The organism is Myxococcus sp. CA005 (assembly GCF_006518205.1).
In the GTDB taxonomy this organism is placed as follows: domain Bacteria; phylum Myxococcota; class Myxococcia; order Myxococcales; family Myxococcaceae; genus Myxococcus; species Myxococcus xanthus.
In genome coordinates this window covers 14,460-32,084 of sequence record NZ_SRLV01000074.1, presented here as the reverse complement: position 1 = coordinate 32,084, position 17,625 = coordinate 14,460, and the positions used below count along the sequence as shown (strand labels likewise).

The window sequence follows — 17,625 nt, the reverse complement described above, 5'->3', positions numbered from 1 at the left end:
GGCCCACGCCTCAGACGAACTTCGCGGCCAGCAGGTCCTGCACGTCGAGCAGGCCCACGGCGCGGCCCTCCACGTCCACCACGGGGAGCTGGTCCACCCGCAGCTCGCGCATCTGCGTGGCGGCGGCCAGCACCAGCGTCTCCGGCGTCACGCAGCGCGGGTTCTTCCCCATCAGCTCGCGCACGGGCACGGTGAAGTCGGTGAGGCCCGCCTCCACGCGGCGGCGCAAGTCGCCGTCGGTGAAGATGCCCACCAGCTTCCCTGCCTTGTCCACCACGCACGCGGCGCCCGGACGGCCCGGCGTCTTCGTCATCACCCCCACCACCGCGGACAGGGGCGAGGTGTCGCGCACCAGCGGGTTGGCGTTGCCGGTGCGCATCAGCTCGAAGACGCGCTGCACGGAGCGCCCCAGCTTCCCGCCCGGGTGCAGCAGCGCGTAGTCCTCCGTGCCGAAGGGGCGCGAGCGCAGCACCGTCATCGCCAGCGCGTCGCCAATCGCGTGCAGCGCGGCGGTGGAGGCCGTGGGCACGAGGCCCATGGGGCAGGCCTCCGCGATGGCGCCGATGTCCAGCACCACGTCCGCGCCGCGGCCCAGCGGGCTCTTCGCGTCGCCGGTGAGGGCGATGACGGGCGTCTCCATCCGCTTGAAGGAGGGGAGCAGGCGAATCAGCTCTTCCGTGGAGCCGCTGTTGGACAGCGCGAGGATGACGTCGCCCCGGCCCACGCGGCCCAGGTCTCCGTGCACGGCCTCGGCGGGGTGGAGGTACACGGAGCGGATGCCCGTGGAGGCCAGCGTGGCGGACAGCTTCTGGCCGATGTGGCCCGCCTTGCCCATGCCAGTGACGATGACCTGGCCCCGGCAGTCGCGCACCAACTGCACGGCGCGCAGGAAGTCGTCTCCCAGACGTTCCGTCACGCCGAGAATGGCGCGGGCCTCGGCCTCCAGCACGCTCCGCGCGTAGGCGAGCGTGGCCTCCGCGTCGGGGAGGACGGCAGGTGGCTGTGCGGGACGGCCGGGGAGGGCGCGCAGGCGGGGCTTCTTGGCGGCGGAGCGGGAAGGGCGGGCCATGTTCAGTGTCCGGCCTTCTACCTCCGCCCCTCCGCGGTGGCCACCCTTGACGCATGGGGGGGCATCGGTTACGCGCCTGCTCGCCCGGCCTCCATTGGCCGGGGCACATTCCACCTTCAAGAGAGGGACGAGATGAAGTTCTTCATCGACAGCGCCGACGTGGAGGAGATTCGCAAGGCCCACGCCATGGGCTGCGTGGACGGAGTGACGACCAACCCGTCCTTGCTCGCCAAGGTGGGCCGGGGCCTGGAGGAGACCATCCGCGAAATCTGCTCCATCGTGGATGGCCCCATCAGCGCCGAATGTGTGTCCATGGAAGCGGACGAGCTCATCAAGGAGGGCCGCTCCCTGGCGAAGATCCACGACAACGTCGTGGTGAAGATTCCCATGGGCGTGGAGGGCATGAAGGCCACCAAGGCGCTGACCGCCGAGGGCATCCGCACCAACGTCACGCTGTGTTTCTCCGCCAACCAGGCCCTGCTGTGCGCCAAGGCCGGCGCCACCTACGTGTCGCCCTTCGTGGGCCGGTTGGATGACATCTCCCAGGACGGCATGGAGCTCATCTCCCACATCCTGGAAATCTACCGGAACTACGAGCACTTCAACACGCAGGTGCTGGTGGCCAGCGTGCGCAACCCCGTGCACGTGCTCCAGGCCGCCCGCCTGGGCGCGGACGTGGCCACGCTGCCCTACAACGTCATCACCCAGCTGGCGAACCACCCGCTCACCGACGCCGGCATCAAGAAGTTCCTGGCCGACTGGGAGAAGGTCCCCAAGGCCGCCAAGCCGCCCGCGGCCAAATAACCCTCGGGAAATACAGGCTAACGGCGGTTTCCATGGCTCCAATCCCTCTGCGGGGTTGGGGCCTGTTTTTTTGAGAAAAATGGAGCCCGTCCTCCTCCGGTTCCCGGCGGGTTGCACTGGCGATTTCGCGCCGCGGCATGTATTCGTTGACTCCCGAGTCAACGAGCCGAACCCGTCACGAGGTCCCCATGGAATTCCAGCTCACCGACGCCCAGCGCGCGCTGCAGGACGCGGCACGCAAGTTCGCCCGCGAAGTGGTGCGTCCGAAGGCCGCCCACTACGACGAGACGGCCACCTTCCCACTCGATTTGCTGACGACCGCGTGGGAGCTGGGGCTGCTCAACATGGCGATACCCGCCGAGTACGGCGGCGTGGGCCTGTCCCATCTGGACCAGACCATCGTCGCCGAGGAGCTGAGCTGGGGCTGTGCGGGCGTGGCGACGTCCATCATCGCCAACGACCTAGCCAACCTCCCCATCATCCTCCACGCGACCGAGGAGCAGAAGAAGCGGCTGCTCACGCCCTTCACGGAGAAGCTGAAGTTCTCCTCGTTCTGTCTCACGGAGCCCGAGGCCGGCAGTGACGTGGCCAACATGCAGACCACGGCGCGGCTGGACGGAGACCACTACGTCCTCAACGGCGCCAAGTGCTTCATCACCAACGGTGGCCAGGCGAGCCAGTACACGGTGTTCGCCACGGTGGATAAGGGCAAGAAGCACAAGGGCATCACCTGCTTCGTGGTGGAGGGCCGCCCCGAAGGGCTCTCCGTCAGCAAGCACGAGAACAAGATGGGCCAGCGCGCCAGCGAGACAGTGTCGCTGACGTTCGAGGACGTGCGCGTTCCGGTGGCCAACCGCATTGGCGAAGAGGGTCAGGGTTTCGCCATCGCCATGGCCACGCTGGACAACAGCCGCCCGCTGACGGCCATGTTCTCCGTGGGCATCGCCCGCGCCGCGCTGGAGCACTCCATGGAGTACTCCACGCAGCGCCGCACCTTCGGCAAGCCCATCATCGAGCACCAGGCCATCCAGTTCATGATTGCCGACATGGCCATGAACACCCACGCGGCGCGCATGCTCACCTACGAGAGCGCGTGGCTCTTGGATGAGGGCAAGCGCAACTCCCTCCAGTCCAGCTACGCCAAGTGCTTCGCCGCGGACATGGCCATGAAGGTCGCCACCGACGCCGTCCAGGTGTACGGCGGCTACGGCTACATCAAGGAGTACCCCGTGGAGAAGCTGATGCGCGACGCCAAGCTCATCCAGGTCTACGAGGGCACCAGCCAGGTCCAGCGGCTCGTCATCGCGCGGGAACTGTTCAAGTAGCGCCGCGGCACCGCGTCCGGCGGCCGTTTCCCATTGCCGCTGCGACGCGCCAATGCCTATTAACCCAGACAGTTTTTTCCAGATTCCAAACTCCTCCCCGTAAGGAGAAGCACCGCCGTGAAGATCCTCGTCACCGCCAAGCGCGTGGAAGACCCCGAGTCGAAGATCAAGGTCAAGCCGGATGGCTCGGGCATCGTTCAGGAGGGGCTGAAGTACAAGATCAACCCCTTCGATGAAATCGGCGTCGAAGAAGGACTTCGGCTCGTCGCGAAGCACCAGGGCGAGGTCGTCGTGGTGTCCATCGGTGGCAAGGAAGTGCAGGAGCAGCTCCGGCACGCGCTGGCCATGGGTGCGCACCGCGCCGTGTGGGTGAACCACACCGGTCCGGTGGACCAGCTCGGCATCGCGGCCCTGCTCCAGAAGGTCGTGGAGAAGGAGCAGCCGGACCTCGTCATCCTCGGCAAGCAGTCCATCGACGATGACCAGAACCAGGTGGGCCAGTACCTCGCCGAGTTCCTCGGCTGGGGCCAGGCCACGTTCGCTTCCAAGGTGGAGTCCATGGAGAGCGAGCAGGAGAAGAACAAGGTTCCCGCCATCGTCGTCTCCGCCGACAAGAAGAGCGTGCAGGTGATTCGCGAGGTCGACAACGGGCTGGCCACGGTGGAGTGCCAGCTACCCGCCGTCGTCACCACGGACCTGCGCCTCAACCAGCCGCGCTACGCCAGCCTCCCGGGCATCATGAAGGCGAAGAGCAAGCCCATCGAGGAGCTGACGCCGGCCAAGCTGAGCGTGGATGTCACCCCCGCCATCCAGGTCCTGAAGATGTCCGCGCCCCCGGCGCGCAAGGCCGGCATCAAGGTCGCGGACGTTCCTGCCCTGGTCGAGAAGCTGCACAACGAGGCGAAGGTCGTCTGAGCGGCCCTTCCGCACACTCTCTACGGAGTCATCCAAATGCCTATCGTTCTCATTGTCGCCGAGCAGCAGCCGGACGGGAACCTCCGCAAGGCCACCCTTAACGCCATCTCCGCCGGTAAGCAGCTCGCGGAGAAGGCCGGTGGTGAGCTTCACATCGCCCTGGTGGGGAAGGACCCCTCGAAGGTCGCTGACGAGCTCAAGGGTTACGGCGCGAAGGCCGTCCACCTGGGCGCCGCCGCCGAGCTGGAGCACTACCTGGCGGAGACCTACGCGCCCGCCATCGCCGCCCTGGCCCAGGAGCTGAAGGCGGACTACATCGGCATGGCGTCCACCGCGCAGGGCAAGGACCTGCTGCCCCGCGTGGCCGGCCGTCTGCGCGCCGCCATGGCCACCGACGTCATGGCCATCAACGGCAGCGGCGCGGACATCACCTTCACCCGTCCCATGTGGGCCGGCAACGTCTTCGCCGACGTGAAGCTCACCACGCCGGTGAAGGTGCTCACCCTGCGCGCCACCGAGTTCCCCGCCGCCGCTGGCGGTCAGGGCGCCGCCGAGGTGAAGACCTTCAGCCCGAAGGTCGAGGCCTCCAAGACGAAGTTCGTCGACTTCAAGGAAGTGAAGAGCGCGCGTCCCGAGCTGACCGAGGCTCGCGTCGTCATCTCCGGTGGTCGCGGCACCAAGGGCGACTTCAAGGAGATTGAAGGCCTGGCGGACGACCTGGGCGCCGCAGTGGGCGCGTCCCGCGCGGTGTGCGACGCGGGTTGGGTTCCCAACGACCTGCAGGTCGGCCAGACGGGCAAGGTGGTGGCTCCGGCGCTCTACATCGCGGCGGGCATCAGCGGCGCCATCCAGCACCTGGCGGGCATGAAGAGCTCGAAGACCATCGTCGCCATCAACAAGGACCCCGAGGCCCCCATCTTCCAGGTGGCGGACTACGGCATGGTGGCGGACCTCTTCAAGGTGCTGCCCGAGCTGCGCGCGGAGCTGGCGAAGCTGAAGTAGTACCGGAGGGCACGGACGTGCCCTGACGCAAGGGGCGACGTGGGGACCTCCCCGCGCCGCCCCTTCGCATTTTCACCTCACAGCTCGATGTCGCGGCCCGCGTCGCGCGGCGCCACTTCTCCGGGCTCCGGGGCCTCGTCCGCGTAAGGCGGCTCGGCGGGCAGTGGCAGCTCGGGGCGCTTGGGCGGTTCGGCTCGGAGCAGATCGATGAGCGTGCCGTCGCTCAGGGCGACGATGAGGTGGCTGAACTGCCAGGGGCCGTCTCCGCGCTTCTCACCCTGCGCATGCAGTGTGCCCTTGCCGTCGGGTCCCTCGAGCGGGAGGGAGAACTGCGCGCGAGAGACACCGTTGCGGCTCTGCACGGAGCTGCGCCGGGGCAGGCCGCTTTCGATGGGCGTCCCCAGCGCGCGCTGCACCAGCGCGTCGCCGCTGGCGATGGCCACGGCTTCCTGGTGCGCGTCGGACTGCCCCAGGGAGGAGAAGCCCAGGTACGTGGCAAGCACTCCCAGGCCGATACACGAGGCGAGCAGCCCCAGGCATCCCAGCGGAAGGACCCAGCGCCAGTGGCGGCTCCACCAGCCAGGCCGAGGCGCCATTGAACCTTCTTGTGCTGCGTCCATGGCCGCCTCCTCCCACTTCACGCGCGGCCTCCTCTTATTCGCTCCGGAGGCTCGCGGGGAACGCGCGGAGGCCGTCCGGCACCGCCAGCGGTTGGTGTGTGTACCGGGCAACAGGTAGATTTCGCGAGTGCTCCCAAGGGCCGGGGAGCACGTGAGGCTGGGTGCATGCCTTCGCGCAGATCCTCCTCCGCAGAGGTGTTGTTGGACGTGCTGGAGGCACTGCCTCCGGGGCATCGGCTGTGGGTGCGTGGCGCGGGGCGAAGCCTGTTTCCGCTGCTGCGGGCTGGGGACTCGGTGCGAGTGATGCGCTGTGGCCCGGGCTCGCTGGCGACCGGGGACGTCGCGCTGATGCGGCAGGGGCGCGAGCTGGTGGCGCACGTGGTGGTGTCCACGCGGCCGTGGCGGACGGCCTCGCTGCTGGGGCCCCAGGACGCCCCGGGAGGCGTGACGCTGGGCCGGGTGGTGGCCATCCGCAGGGGCCGCTGGGTGGTTCCACTGCCCAGACCGCTGCGTCCGGCGCTGCGGCTGGCGCAGCAGGCCGCATCCACGGCGTGGGCCTGGCCTCGGACCCGGCTAGTGTCTCGGGGTGTGTGGGACTTCCTCTTCGCCGGATGGTCGCTGCCGCTTCGTCGCCGTCTGGTGGGGCCGTTGGAGGTGCGGCTCCTGACGGCCGGTGACCTGGACGCGCTCCTGGCCTTCGCCAGTGAGCGGCTGGTGGTGTCTCCGGGCTTCCTGCGCCGTCAACTGCGCGAGCGTTGGGGCTTGCAGGACGCGGAGCGCCGGGGCGCAGCGGCGGGCGCCTTCGACGCCCAGGGACGGATTCACGGCTTCGCCTGGGTGGACTCCTACCGGCAGGAGGGCTTGCAGTTGGAGGGGGTCTGGGTGCGCTCCCTGGTGGTGGCGCCCCGCGTGCGGCGAATGGGCGTGGCCACGGAGCTGCTGGAGTGCCTGATGGAGGAGGCCCGACGCCAGGGGCAGTCGCACGTCTTCGCGGACGTGGACGATGACAACACGGCGTCGCTGCGCACGTTCGAGCGGCTGGCGTTCCGGCGAGCGGACGCCACGCTGACCCAGCAGGCCAACGAGGCCTGGGATGCCACGGGCCGCTCCAAGCGGCTGGTCGTCGTCGAGCGCACCCTGTAGGTGCGCCGCCGGAGGTTGCGCGGCCGCCCTGGCTGCGTCAAAAAGCCCGCGGCCGTGGCCGCCGTGACGTCACCTGGCGAGCCCGGCGTCATCCTCTCCGGTGGACCGCGCGATATGAGCACCTCGACGTCCGACATGCTGGGGGGAGGCACGGAGCCCTCGTCGCGGTCGCAGCGACTTCGCGCGGATGGGGCGCTGGCGCTCATCACTTCGTTCTGGGGCATCACCTTCGTGGTGGTGAAGGACGCGCTCGGGCACGGCGACCCGTTCAGCTTCCTCACGCTGCGCTTTATCGTGGGCGCGGTGGTGTTGAGCGTCCTGGCGGGGAGGCAGGTGCTGATCGCGCGCAACCTGCGCATCGGCTCGATGCTAGGCACCTTCCTCTTCCTGGGGTTCTCGCTTCAGACGGTGGGGCTCACCACCACCACGCCTTCGCGCTCGGCGTTCATCACCGGGTTGTGCGTGCTGCTGGTGCCGCTGCTGTCGATGGTGCTCTATCGGAAGGCGCCGAAGTTCACCTCGCTGCTGGGGGTGGGCGTGGCGGCGGTGGGGCTCTACTTCTTCACGCAGCCGGACGGGGGGCTTGGCAGTGGTGGCCTGTCGTCCGGAGATGTGCTGTCGCTGGGCGGCGCGGTGGCCTACGCGTGCCACATCCTCATGACGGAGCGGCATGCGCCGAAGCAGGGGGTGATGGGGCTGGTGGCGGTGCAGCTCTGGACGGTGGCGCTGCTGTCCGCGCTGTGCCTGCCCTTCGTGGAGCGGCGCGTGGCGTGGCATCCGTCCTTCGTGGGGGCGGTGCTCGTCTGCGGTGTGTTCGCCAGCGCGGTGGCCATCAGCCTCCAGACATGGGGGCAGGCGCGCACCACGGCGGTGCGCGCGGCGCTCATCTACTCGTTGGAGTCGGTGTTCGCCGCGCTGTACTCGGTGCTGCTGGGCTACGAGACGCTCGGGCCTCGGGAGTGGCTGGGCGGCGCGCTCATCCTGTCGGGCGTGTTGATGTCGGAAGTGGGTGCGGCGGCCTGGGTGTGGTGGCGTGCGAGGGCGCCGGCGCGGTAGCGGCCCTGCCGCGGGGCATGCGTGCAGCCATCTGGGGCCTGTCCACCAGCCGGGCGGGCAGGGTGGTGAAGTGAAGGCGGCCACCGACGAGTGGACGCGCTATACCCGGGGCCCTTCCCATGAGTGTGGAGCTGCGGCGAAACGGGATGCACCTGACGGGCACCCCCCTGTCCCTGGATGCGAAGCGCAAGTCGCCGCTGTGCTTCGTGAGTCATGGGCATTCGGACCACATTGCCCGGCACGAGAGCACCATCGCCACGGCGGCGACGCTGCGTTTCATGACGCATCGCCTGGGGCCGGTGCGTGAGCCGCGCGAGGTGCCTTTCCGGCAACCCTTCGAGCTGGGGCCGCTGGTGCTGGAGCTGCTGCCGGCGGGGCACATCCTGGGCAGCGCGCAGCTCCGCGTGACGCGGCCGGATGGGCGCCGCATCGTCTACACCGGGGACCTCAACGTGGCGCCGTCGCTCACCGCCGAGGCGACGGAGGTGGCGGAGTGCGACACGCTCGTCATCGAGTCCACCTTCGGCCATCCGCGCTACCGCTTCCCGCCGCGTCCGGAGGTGCTGGGGCAGGTGGAGACGTGGCTGCGGATGCAGCTTGAGCGCGGCGCGGTGCCGGTGCTGCTGGGCTATCCGCTGGGCAAGAGCCAGGAGGCGATGAAGCACCTGGCGGGGCGCGGCTTCCCGCTGGTGGCGCATTCCTCCATCTACGAGGTGGCGCAGCTCTACGCGGAGCTGGGCGTGCCGATTGAGAACCTGCGCTGCTACGACGGGAAGGTGGAGCCGGGCGAGGTGCTCTTTTTCCCGCCGCACCACGCGCGGGGCGGGGCGCTGGCGCCGCTGTGGCCTCGGGCGACGGCGGTGCTGACGGGCTGGGCGGTGGACCGGGGCGCGGTGCGACGGTACGGCGCGGACGTGGCCTTCCCGCTGTCGGACCATGCGGACTTCCCCGGGCTGGTGTCCTACGCGAAGTCCACGGGGGCGCGGGAGGTGCTGACGTGCCACGGCTTCGCGGAGGAACTGGCGCAGGCGCTGCGCGACGCGGGGATGGATGCGCGCCCGCTGGGCGGGAAGCCGCAGCAGCTCGGACTGTTCTGACGCGCGGTGGAAGGCTGGGTTCGGTAGAAGGGGAGCGATGGCACGCAAGACGCCGCAGTGGGAAGGACGCATCGTGCGCGTCCTCGTGTGTACCGAGCGCAAGAGCTTCGTCACGAAGGAGCTGCCCGAGGCGCGGGTGTCCTTCGAGGGCTTGGAGGGTGACCGCCACGCGGGCCTGACGCGGGCGGCGGACGTGCGCACGCCGTGGTTCCCCAAGGGGACGCCCATCCGCAACACGCGGCAGTTCTCACTGGTGTCGAGCGAGGAGTTGGCCCAGGTCGCGGAGACGCTCGGCATTCCGCGCGTGCTGGCGTCATGGCTGGGGGCGAACCTGGAAGTGGCGGGGGTGCCGCGGCTGACGCACCTGCCACCGGGCACGCGGCTGTTCTTCCCGGAGGACACGACGCTGGTGGTGGAAGGGGAGAACGAGCCCTGTATCGGCCCCGGGCGCGTCATCGAGGCCCATCATCCGGACGTGCAGAAGCTGGCGAGCCGCTTCGTGAAGGCCGCATGGCAGCGCCGGGGCCTGGTGGCCTGGGTGGAGCGCCCCGGCATCATCCGCGCGGGAGACACCGTGAAGGTGGTGCTGCCCAGGCCGGTGACGTACGTGCTGCCTTCGTCCGGCGTGTAGCACCGCGAACCCGTGCTTCAGAAACACCACGGGGCCGCCAGGTCCGGGAGCGTATCCCGGACCCCGCGGCCCCGCGGGCCTCGGCCTCTACCGGACGGTTACTCCTCCGGTGATTGGACGATGAGCTTCTCCTTGCCACACACGTCACAGCGCAGGTGGACGAAAAGGTCGCCGTCGCTTTCCTCGGGAACTTCACCCTCGGGCACGCCCAGCTCTTCCTTCGCCAGCGCCGCCACCTTGGCGGGAATCTCCTCCGCCTTCAGCGACTGGACGTACGTCATCTCCCGCTCGTGGCACTCGCGCGTCTCGGGGCCCGTGAGCCATGACGGCTCCATGCCCTCCGGCAGCCGGCTCACCAGCTCCAGGTTGGTGACGGACTCGGCCAGGTAGGCCAGCCGCCGCAGCCGGGCCTCGTCCGGCAGCGCCGCGAAGACCTGGAAGCCCTCCAGCAGGGCATTGCGGTCCTCACCCGTGGCCAGCTGCGCCAGCTCCATCGACGCGTCGCTCGACTCCAGCGCCTCGTCCCAGTTGTTCTCCGGGTTGAAGCCCGCCTCCAGCAGCGACGTGTAGAGCTGCGTGGCCGCCAGCCGGCGCCGCGCCTCCTGCAGGTGCTCCACGACTTCGTGCGTCAAGCGCAGCTCCAGGAGCGCGCCCGTGGTGCGCGGGTCGATGGAGCCCGTCAGGTCATCCACCTCCACCTCTTCCCGCAGCGCACCCTTCAGCACCTGCGCCGCGGAGAAGCGGAACAGGGGCAGCACGCCCACCTCGCGCAGGTACATGGCCGCCACCGGGGCGTCCTTGGCGCCCATGCGGAGCGCCTTCTGCGCGCGGTCCACCACCGCCGGATCCGCCGCGGGCTTCTTGTTCTCCAGCCGCGTCTTCACCGCCTCACGGTAGAGCGTCTCCATCGAGCTGCCCGGGGGCAGCCGCTGCGGCAGGAGCGGGCGCAGGCCCGGCACGTCCAGCACCCACAGCGGGGGCACGCCCATCCGCTTCAGCGCCCGAAAGAAGAGCGAGCCAGGAGGGTCCTGGGGCCGGAAGGGGGGCAGCTCGTCGCCAACGGGCTCACCCTGGAGCGCCGCGGCGGCCTGTACGCCCAGCGCCTTCTCCCGTTGCTCACGGGTGAAGGCGGTGATGCCCTGGGCGGGGGGCGGAGGAGGCGGCGGGGCCTCCTCGCCGTCCAGACCGACGACGCGGTCCATGTCCACGTCGTCCATCTCGATGTCGTCGAGCCCCTTGGCGCCCGTGAAGTCGCACCGCAGCAGCTTCAGCTTCTCGAACGTCGCGCCTTCGAGGTTCGCACCCCGAAAGTCGCAGTCCTGGAGCCGGCCGCCGTGGAAGTAGGCATTGGAAAGGTCCGCGTCCCGGAAGTTGACCTTGGACAGGTCGCACCGGTCCCATTCCGAGCCGATGAGGCCCAGCCCGGACAGGTCGGTGTTGGCGGAGAACAGTTGAGTGAAGGTGGCGCCGGTATGGTCGGTGGCGACCTGGCCGGACTTCCGCATCCGGTTCCATTCCGCCGAGCCACTCTGAAGAAGCTTCTCGATACTGGGGGCTTTCGCCATGGACCCGGGATTATTCGTATGGTCTGGTCCATGCGCCAGCACAAATGATCGAGTATCGAATCGAAGCCGACACCGCCGGGATGCGGCTGGACAAGCACCTGCGCAAACGGCTCCCCAATGTTCCGGTGAGCCACCTCTTCAAGATGATTCGCACCAAGAAGGTGCGGGTGAACGGGAAGCGTGCGCAACCCGAGCAGTTGCTGTCAGAAGGAGACGTGCTCACCATCCGCGGCGACGAGCAGCAGCTCGTGGGGGCGGAACGTCCGAAAGTGGACCCGCCTCCGCCGCCGGTGGACCCCAGCCGGTTGGTCATCCTTCGAGAGGACGACTGGCTCATGGCCGTGGACAAGCCCAGCGGAATGGCCGTCCATACCGGCAGCGGCATCACCGGCGGAACGCTGGTGGACTACGTGCGCGCCTACCTGGGGCCCAAGGCCGTCCGCAACGACTTCGCGGCCTCGCCCGCACACCGGCTGGACCGGGAGACCTCCGGCGTCATCCTGGTGGCCAAGCGGCGCCCGGCCATGGTGCATTTCACCGAGGTCTTCACCCACGGCCTGTCCCGCAAGCGCTATCTCACCCTGGTGAAGGGGAAGATGCCCCGGGACTCCGGGGTCATCGACCTGCCGCTGTCAGAACACCAACAGACGGCCGAGTCCAAGGCCCGTCGAGGGGTGAACATGCAGGCGGCCGTCACCCGGTGGAAGGTCGTGAAGCAGTCGAGCGAGGCGGCGCTCCTGTCCTGCGCCATCGAGACCGGGCGCACGCATCAGATAAGAAGGCATCTGGCGGCCATCGGACATCCGGTGGCTGGGGACAAGAAGTACGGTGACTTCGCCTTCAACCGCGACGTGCGGGCGCGCTGGGGGCTCAAAAGGTTGTTCCTGCACGCCGAGCGCATCGAATTCCCGCATCCCGAAGGCGGCGCGAAGGTGGCTGTCGAGGCTCCCCTCGCCGTCGAGCTCCGAGATGTGCTCAAGCGGGCCGCATTGGTGCCCTGACGCCCGCGAGGCACAAAAGAAACGCGTATGTCCGACCCTAAATCCGCTGACCGCAGCCGCTCGAAGCTGGTGCTCGACGGCGTCCCCTCCAAGCGCTGGTGGAAGTTCCTCCTGAAGACCGCGGGATGGCTTTCGCTGACCGGGGCCACGGGCGCCGTGATTGCCGTGACGGCCGTGTACTACGTGTACGCGGATGGGTTGCCCGCCATCCCCAAGGTGGACGAGTACTGGCCGCCCATCGTCACCGAGGTCTACACGGATGACGCGGTGCTGGCCGGCGAGTTCTACGAAGAGCGCCGCAAGGTGGTGCCCTACGAGCGGATTCCGAAGCGCCTGGTGCAGGCCTTCATCGCGTCGGAGGACTCCAGCTTCTTCGACCACTTCGGCGTGGACGTGCTGGGCACCGCGCGCGCCGGCTTCAAGACGGTGAGCTCCAAGCTGGGGCTGCGCTCGGGCGGCATCCAGGGTGGCTCCACGCTGACGCAGCAGACCGCGAAGGCGGTGCTCATCTCCGCGGAGGGCTACAAGTCCGCCACCGCGAAGACGCTCACCCGCAAGATTCGCGAGGCCATCCTCGCCCGGCGCCTGGAGGAGTCGCTGACGAAGGAGGAGATTCTCTACCTCTACCTCAACAACGTCTTCCTCGGGCACCACAGCTACGGCGTGCAGAGCGCGGCGGAGAACTACTACCGCAAGGACGTGCGCGACCTGACGCTGGGCGAGATGACGCTCATCGCGGGCCTTCCGCAGGCGCCCAGCCGGTACTCGCCCTTCCTGCGCCCGGAGGCGGCCCGCAAGCGCCGCTCCTACGTGCTGCGCCGCATGTTGGTGGAGGGCATGATTTCGCAGGAGGAGCACGACACCGCCAACGCCGAAGAGGTGAAGGTGTACCCGGTGGAGGACGTGTTCCACGAGTTCGCGCCGTACTTCGTGGAGCAGGTGCGCAAGGACGTGGTGGACCGGTACGGCAACCCCGTGCTGCTCAAGGCCGGCCTCAAGGTCTTCACCACCATGGACAGCGAGCGCCAGCGCGCCGCGCAGGACGCGGTGCTCCACGGCCTGCTGTCGGTGGACAAGCGCCAGGGCTGGCGCGGCCCGGTGGAGCAGCTCGCGTCGAAGGAGGCCATCCGCGCCTTCGTCGACCGCTCGAAGAAGCTCATGGGCGCGAAGGAGCTGGTGGAGAACCGGCTCTACGTCGCCGTCGTCACGTCCATTGACGGGGACGGCAAGGGCGCGGACGTGCAGGTGGGCGGTCACACCGGGCGGCTGCCGCTCCTGGGCATGCGCTGGGCGCGCAAGGTGAACCCGGAGGGCTACTACCCGGCGATGATGATTACCTCGGTGAAGAAGGCCATCTCCGAGGGCGACGTCGTCGTGGTGCGCCACGTCACGAAGAGGGACCTGACGGACGACAAGGAGCAGTGGGACAAGAAGCTCGCGGACGAAATCCCCAGCGAGGGGGTGAAGCTCTTCCGCCTGGAGCAGACGCCCGAAGCGCAGAGCGCGCTCGTCTCCATCGACCCCCACCGCCAGTACCTCACCGCGATGGTGGGCGGCTACGACTTCGACGACAACGAGTTCAACCGCGCCTTCCAGGCGTGCCGTCAGCCGGGCAGCTCCTTCAAGCCCTTCGTGTACTCGGCGGCGCTGGAGCAGTTGAACTGGACGCAGGCCACCGTGCTGGTGGACTCGCCGATTGTGGAGCACGACCCGGACACCAAGGTGTCGTGGAAGCCGGCCAACTACAGCGACAAGTTCGAAGGCGAGGTGCTGCTGCGCACGTCGCTGGTCAACTCGCTGAACGTGCCCGCGGTGAAGACGTTCGGCGCGGTGGGCGTGAAGAACATGGCCGCGTGGACCACGAAGCTCGGCATCACCACGCCCATGAACATGGACTTCTCCGCGGCGCTGGGCTCCTCGTGCGTGTACCCGGTGGACCTGGCCAACGCCTACGCCACCTTCAACCGCTACGGCCGCAAGAAGCCCACGTACTTCATCCGCAAGATTGAGGACCGCTGGGGCCGCACGTTGGAGGACCACACGGCCTTCGACGACGCGTGGGCGCCCCTGCAGGACCGCGTGGCCGCCGGCTACGCGCGCCTCTTCGAGCCGGGCGAGCAGGTGATGAGCCCGGAGGCCGGCTTCATCCTCACGCACCTGCTGCGCGGCGTGGTGCTCCAGGGCACCGGTGGCCCCGCGCAGCGCCTGGGCAAGCCGGCGGCGGGAAAGACGGGCACCACCAACGACTCCTTCGACGCGTGGTTCGCCGGCTACACCCGCGACCTGGTGACGGTGGCGTGGGTGGGCTACGACCTGAACCCGCATCCGCTGGGCCGCTACGAGACGGGCGGCCGCGCCGCGCTCCCCATCTGGCTCAACTACATGAAGAGCGCGCTGGAGGGCCGGCCGCAGTCCGAGTTCTACCCGTGGCAGTCCATGGACCTGGTGCGGCTCCACATCGACAAGAAGACGGGGAAGATTGCCCCCGCGGGCTCCAGGGATTCGGAGCTGATGTTCTTCAAGAAGGGCACCGAGCCGAAGGACGCGGTGCCCGACAAGAACACGGTCGACGTCGATCAGTTCATGATGGGCGCGCAGTAGCGCGGAAGGCGCGCGCCGGCGCCAGGTGCCGCTCCAGCGCCTGGCGCAGGGCGGCGGTGTCCGGCCCCGCCTCCAGCACCGAGCGCGTGGCGGTGGGGATGACCTGCGCCTCGCGCCCGGCGAACAGGCGCTTCAAGTCGTCGAAGCCGGCGCCCTGCGCGCCGATGCCGGGCGTGAGCAGCAGCGCGCCGCCGAGCCGCTCGATGACGCCGCGGTCCGAGTCGGGGAGGGTGGCGCCCATGACGGCGCCCGCCACTGGCGCCGCGTCCTGGCCGGGCTTCTCGTTGAAGGCGCGCAGGCCGTCCGCCAGGGCCTCCGCCACGGTGCGGCCGTCCTCGCCGCGCGACATCTGGAGTGACGTGCCCTCCGGGTTGGAGGAGCGCACCACCAGGAAGGCGGCGGCGCCGGAGGCGCGCGCCCGCTCCAGCGTCTTCAGCAGCGCGCCCAGGCCCAGGTAGGCGGTGAAGGTGGCCGCGTCCGCTTCGTAGGCGCTGCCCTCGCCGAAGACTGTCTCGGCGTAGGCCTCCATCGTGGAGCCGATGTCTCCGCGCTTCACGTCCAGCAGCGTGAGGGTGCCCACGGACTTGAAGCGCCGCATCAGCTCCTGGAGGACCTGGAGGCCCTCGGGGCCGTGGCGCTCGAAGAAGGCGCTCTGCGGCTTCACCACCGCGACGGAGCTCCCCGCCGCGTCGGCCACGCGCTCGCAGAAGTCGCGCAGGCCCCGCGCGTTGTCGGGCAGGCCCCAACGTGTCAGCAGGTCTCTCGACGGGTCGATGCCAAGGCAGAACGGCGAGCGCTGCTCGGCCAGTTGGCTGAAACGGTGGGCGAAGGGCTGTGGCGTCGTCACAGGGCGTCTCCGGGAAAGGGGAAGAGGGAAGGTCAGCGCAGCCGCCGCGCGGCCGCGTCGAAGAGCGGATTGGGCAGCACCTTCGCCATGCGCGTGGGCACCGCGAGCTGCCAGGGGAAGGACACCTCCGCGTCGCCCCGGACGATGCCCTTGCCCATCAGCTCCACCGCGTCATGCGTCTCCATGAGGAAGGGCATGGGGAAGTTGTTGGTGGCGGTCAGCTCGCTCTTCACGAAGCCGGGATAGATGCAGGTGACGCGCACGCCGGTGCCGCGCAGGTCCACGCGCAGGCTCTCCATGAAGGTGGACAGGAAGGCCTTGGACGCGGAGTAGGCCGCGTGGCCGGCCAGCCCGCGGAAGCCCGCGAGGCTGGAGACGCCCACCAGGTGCCCGCGCTTGCGCTCCACCATCTGGGGCAGCACGGCGCTCAGCGTGGCGGCGGCGCCGGTGACGTTGGTGTCGATGATGCCGCGCACGCGCTCCCACGGGAGGCGCTTCGCATTCGTCGTGCCGCCGACGCCCGCGTTGGCCACCACCAGGTCCAGCCCGCCCGCTTCTGCGTCCAGCGCGCGGATGCGCTCCAGGGTGGCGTCCGCCTTCGTGACGTCCAGCTCCACGGGCTCCACGGTGACGCCGGCCGCCTGGGCCTCATCCCGCAGGGCCTGGAGCTGCGGCAGGCGGCGTCCGGCGGCGAACACGCGGACGCCCCGCCTGGCGAGCCACAGCGCCAGCCCGCGTCCCAGGCCGCTGGAGGCACCCGTCACCAACGCCGTCCGGTAGCTCATCTCCGCCATGCAGTCCTCCCGTGTGCTGCCGGGCTTCTTGCACGGTTGCCAGGGGATGAACAGCGGCGCGAGCCGCGGTGCGCCATCCAGCCAACGTCTAGACGCGAGGCCAGTACGGCCGCATCGCCTCGCGGCTCGCCCGCAGCGCGTCCTTCGCGTCCGCGTGCGTGTCACCCGTGGGGAAGCTGTCCTTGCGCCCGGCGAGCACCTCCACGCAGGCATGCACGGATTGGGACAAGCCCTCCAGCGAATAGCCGCCCTCCAGCAGCAGCACCAGCCGGCCCTGGCACACGCTGTCGGCCAGGGACTTCATCGCCGAGCACATGGCCGCGAAGCCGCGCTCGCTGACGTCCATGCCGCCAATCGGGTCGTGCTGGTGCGAGTCGAAGCCCGCGGAGACGAGGATGAGCTGGGGCCGGTACGCCTCCGCCACGGGCAGCAGCAGCTCCTCGAAAATCATCCCGTAGTCCGCGTCCGAGTTGCCGCCCGGCAGGCCCACGTTGATGGTGTAGCCCTCGCCCGCGCCGACGCCCACCTCCGGCGCGGCGCCAGTGCCCGGGAAGTAGGGGAACTGGTGCACCGACTGGTACATGACGTCCCGGCGCGACCAGAACGCCGCTTGCGTGCCGTTGCCGTGGTGCACGTCCCAGTCGAGGACCAGCACGCGCTCGGCGCCCAGCTTCCGGCCCGCCTCCGCGGCGATGGCCGCGTTGTTGTACAGGCAGAAGCCCATGGCCTTGTCGGGCTCGGCATGGTGCCCGGGCGGGCGCACCAGCGCGAAGCCGTTGCGGGCCTCGCCCTTCATCACCGCCTCCACCGCTTGCACGGAGGCGCCCGCGGCCAGCCGCGCCGCGTCCACGCTGTCGGGGGACACCTGGGTGTCCGGGTCGATTTGCGCGCGGTGCCCGTTGATGCGCTGGAGGTACGCCAGCAGCTCCGGCGTGTGGACCGAGGCCAGCTCCGCCTCCGTGGCGGAGCGCGGCGCGGTCATCACCGTGCCCTTCACCGGCGTGCTGGCCAGCACCCCGAGGATGCGGCGCAGCCGGGAGGGCGACTCGGGGTGGCCCTGCCCAGGGTCGTGCTGGAAGAAGAGCGGGTCCGTCAGTAGCAGGGTGGAGGACATCGGGATGACCTTACGCATCCGCCAGGCGGGAAGTCAGCGCC

The 17,625-nt window shown here is 69.3% G+C and carries 16 protein-coding genes; 10 read left to right on the top strand and 6 right to left on the bottom strand.

Annotation, left to right across the window (positions count from 1 at the left end; genetic code table 11):
* Positions 1-10: 10 nt before the first annotated feature.
* On the bottom strand, positions 11-1,069 hold the full coding sequence (locus FMQ63_RS27300) for an SIS domain-containing protein (protein WP_011555874.1): 1,059 nt from the start codon (positions 1,067-1,069) through the stop codon (positions 11-13).
* 132 nt (positions 1,070-1,201) lie between these two features.
* Here FMQ63_RS27300 and fsa point away from each other — a divergent pair, with 132 nt between their 5' ends.
* The 4 genes from fsa (at position 1,202) to FMQ63_RS27280 (ending at position 5,115) form a co-directional block, all read left to right on the top strand.
* Positions 1,202-1,873, top strand: coding sequence for a fructose-6-phosphate aldolase (gene fsa, locus FMQ63_RS27295; protein ID WP_011555873.1), 672 nt, complete (start codon positions 1,202-1,204; stop codon positions 1,871-1,873).
* 188 nt (positions 1,874-2,061) lie between these two features.
* Positions 2,062-3,198, top strand: coding sequence for an acyl-CoA dehydrogenase family protein (locus FMQ63_RS27290; RefSeq protein ID WP_026114250.1), 1,137 nt, complete (start codon positions 2,062-2,064; stop codon positions 3,196-3,198).
* Between the two features lie 117 nt (positions 3,199-3,315).
* Complete coding sequence (locus FMQ63_RS27285) at positions 3,316-4,113, top strand: electron transfer flavoprotein subunit beta/FixA family protein (RefSeq protein ID WP_011555871.1); 798 nt, start codon at positions 3,316-3,318, stop codon at positions 4,111-4,113.
* A 36-nt stretch (positions 4,114-4,149) separates the two neighbouring features.
* Complete coding sequence (locus tag FMQ63_RS27280; RefSeq protein ID WP_011555870.1) at positions 4,150-5,115, top strand: electron transfer flavoprotein subunit alpha/FixB family protein; 966 nt, start codon at positions 4,150-4,152, stop codon at positions 5,113-5,115.
* A gap of 77 nt (positions 5,116-5,192) precedes the next feature.
* On the opposite strand, the gene FMQ63_RS27275 is transcribed toward FMQ63_RS27280, so the two are convergent.
* On the bottom strand, positions 5,193-5,735 hold the full coding sequence (locus FMQ63_RS27275; protein WP_043613114.1) for a cytochrome c oxidase assembly factor Coa1 family protein: 543 nt from the start codon (positions 5,733-5,735) through the stop codon (positions 5,193-5,195).
* A gap of 165 nt (positions 5,736-5,900) precedes the next feature.
* Here FMQ63_RS27275 and FMQ63_RS27270 point away from each other — a divergent pair, with 165 nt between their 5' ends.
* The 4 genes from FMQ63_RS27270 (at position 5,901) to FMQ63_RS27255 (ending at position 9,662) form a co-directional block, all read left to right on the top strand.
* Entirely contained in the window at positions 5,901-6,878 is a 978-nt protein-coding gene (locus FMQ63_RS27270; protein WP_020478833.1) for a GNAT family N-acetyltransferase, read from the top strand.
* Complete coding sequence (locus FMQ63_RS27265; RefSeq protein ID WP_011555867.1) at positions 6,879-7,934, top strand: DMT family transporter; 1,056 nt, start codon at positions 6,879-6,881, stop codon at positions 7,932-7,934.
* A gap of 119 nt (positions 7,935-8,053) precedes the next feature.
* The gene (locus tag FMQ63_RS27260) at positions 8,054-9,031 is read left to right on the top strand and encodes an MBL fold metallo-hydrolase (protein WP_011555866.1); all 978 of its coding nucleotides are present in this window, start codon (positions 8,054-8,056) and stop codon (positions 9,029-9,031) included.
* Positions 9,032-9,068: 37 nt separating this feature from the next.
* A complete protein-coding gene (locus FMQ63_RS27255; protein WP_011555865.1) occupies positions 9,069-9,662 on the top strand; it encodes an MOSC domain-containing protein in 594 nt (197 codons plus the stop codon).
* Positions 9,663-9,760: 98 nt separating this feature from the next.
* Here the strand turns inward: FMQ63_RS27255 and FMQ63_RS27250 are convergent, their stop codons facing one another.
* Complete coding sequence (locus tag FMQ63_RS27250) at positions 9,761-11,227, bottom strand: pentapeptide repeat-containing protein (protein WP_026114249.1); 1,467 nt, start codon at positions 11,225-11,227, stop codon at positions 9,761-9,763.
* A 44-nt stretch (positions 11,228-11,271) separates the two neighbouring features.
* Here FMQ63_RS27250 and FMQ63_RS27245 point away from each other — a divergent pair, with 44 nt between their 5' ends.
* A complete protein-coding gene (locus tag FMQ63_RS27245; RefSeq protein WP_011555863.1) occupies positions 11,272-12,228 on the top strand; it encodes an RluA family pseudouridine synthase in 957 nt (318 codons plus the stop codon).
* Between the two features lie 27 nt (positions 12,229-12,255).
* Positions 12,256-14,829, top strand: coding sequence for a penicillin-binding protein 1A (locus FMQ63_RS27240; protein ID WP_020478834.1), 2,574 nt, complete (start codon positions 12,256-12,258; stop codon positions 14,827-14,829).
* Here the strand turns inward: FMQ63_RS27240 and pyrF are convergent.
* The 3 genes from pyrF to FMQ63_RS27225 form a co-directional block, all read right to left on the bottom strand.
* Positions 14,810-15,676, bottom strand: a complete 867-nt coding sequence (gene pyrF, locus FMQ63_RS27235) for an orotidine-5'-phosphate decarboxylase (RefSeq protein WP_011555861.1) — start codon at positions 15,674-15,676, stop codon at positions 14,810-14,812. The genes FMQ63_RS27240 and pyrF overlap by 20 nt on opposite strands.
* Positions 15,677-15,708: 32 nt before the next feature.
* Positions 15,709-16,470: an SDR family oxidoreductase gene (locus FMQ63_RS27230; protein ID WP_011555860.1), complete on the bottom strand. Its 762-nt coding sequence runs from the start codon at positions 16,468-16,470 to the stop codon at positions 15,709-15,711.
* An 88-nt stretch (positions 16,471-16,558) separates the two neighbouring features.
* A complete protein-coding gene (locus FMQ63_RS27225) occupies positions 16,559-17,602 on the bottom strand; it encodes a histone deacetylase (RefSeq protein ID WP_011555859.1) in 1,044 nt (347 codons plus the stop codon).
* Between the last annotated feature and the right edge of the window lie 23 nt (positions 17,603-17,625).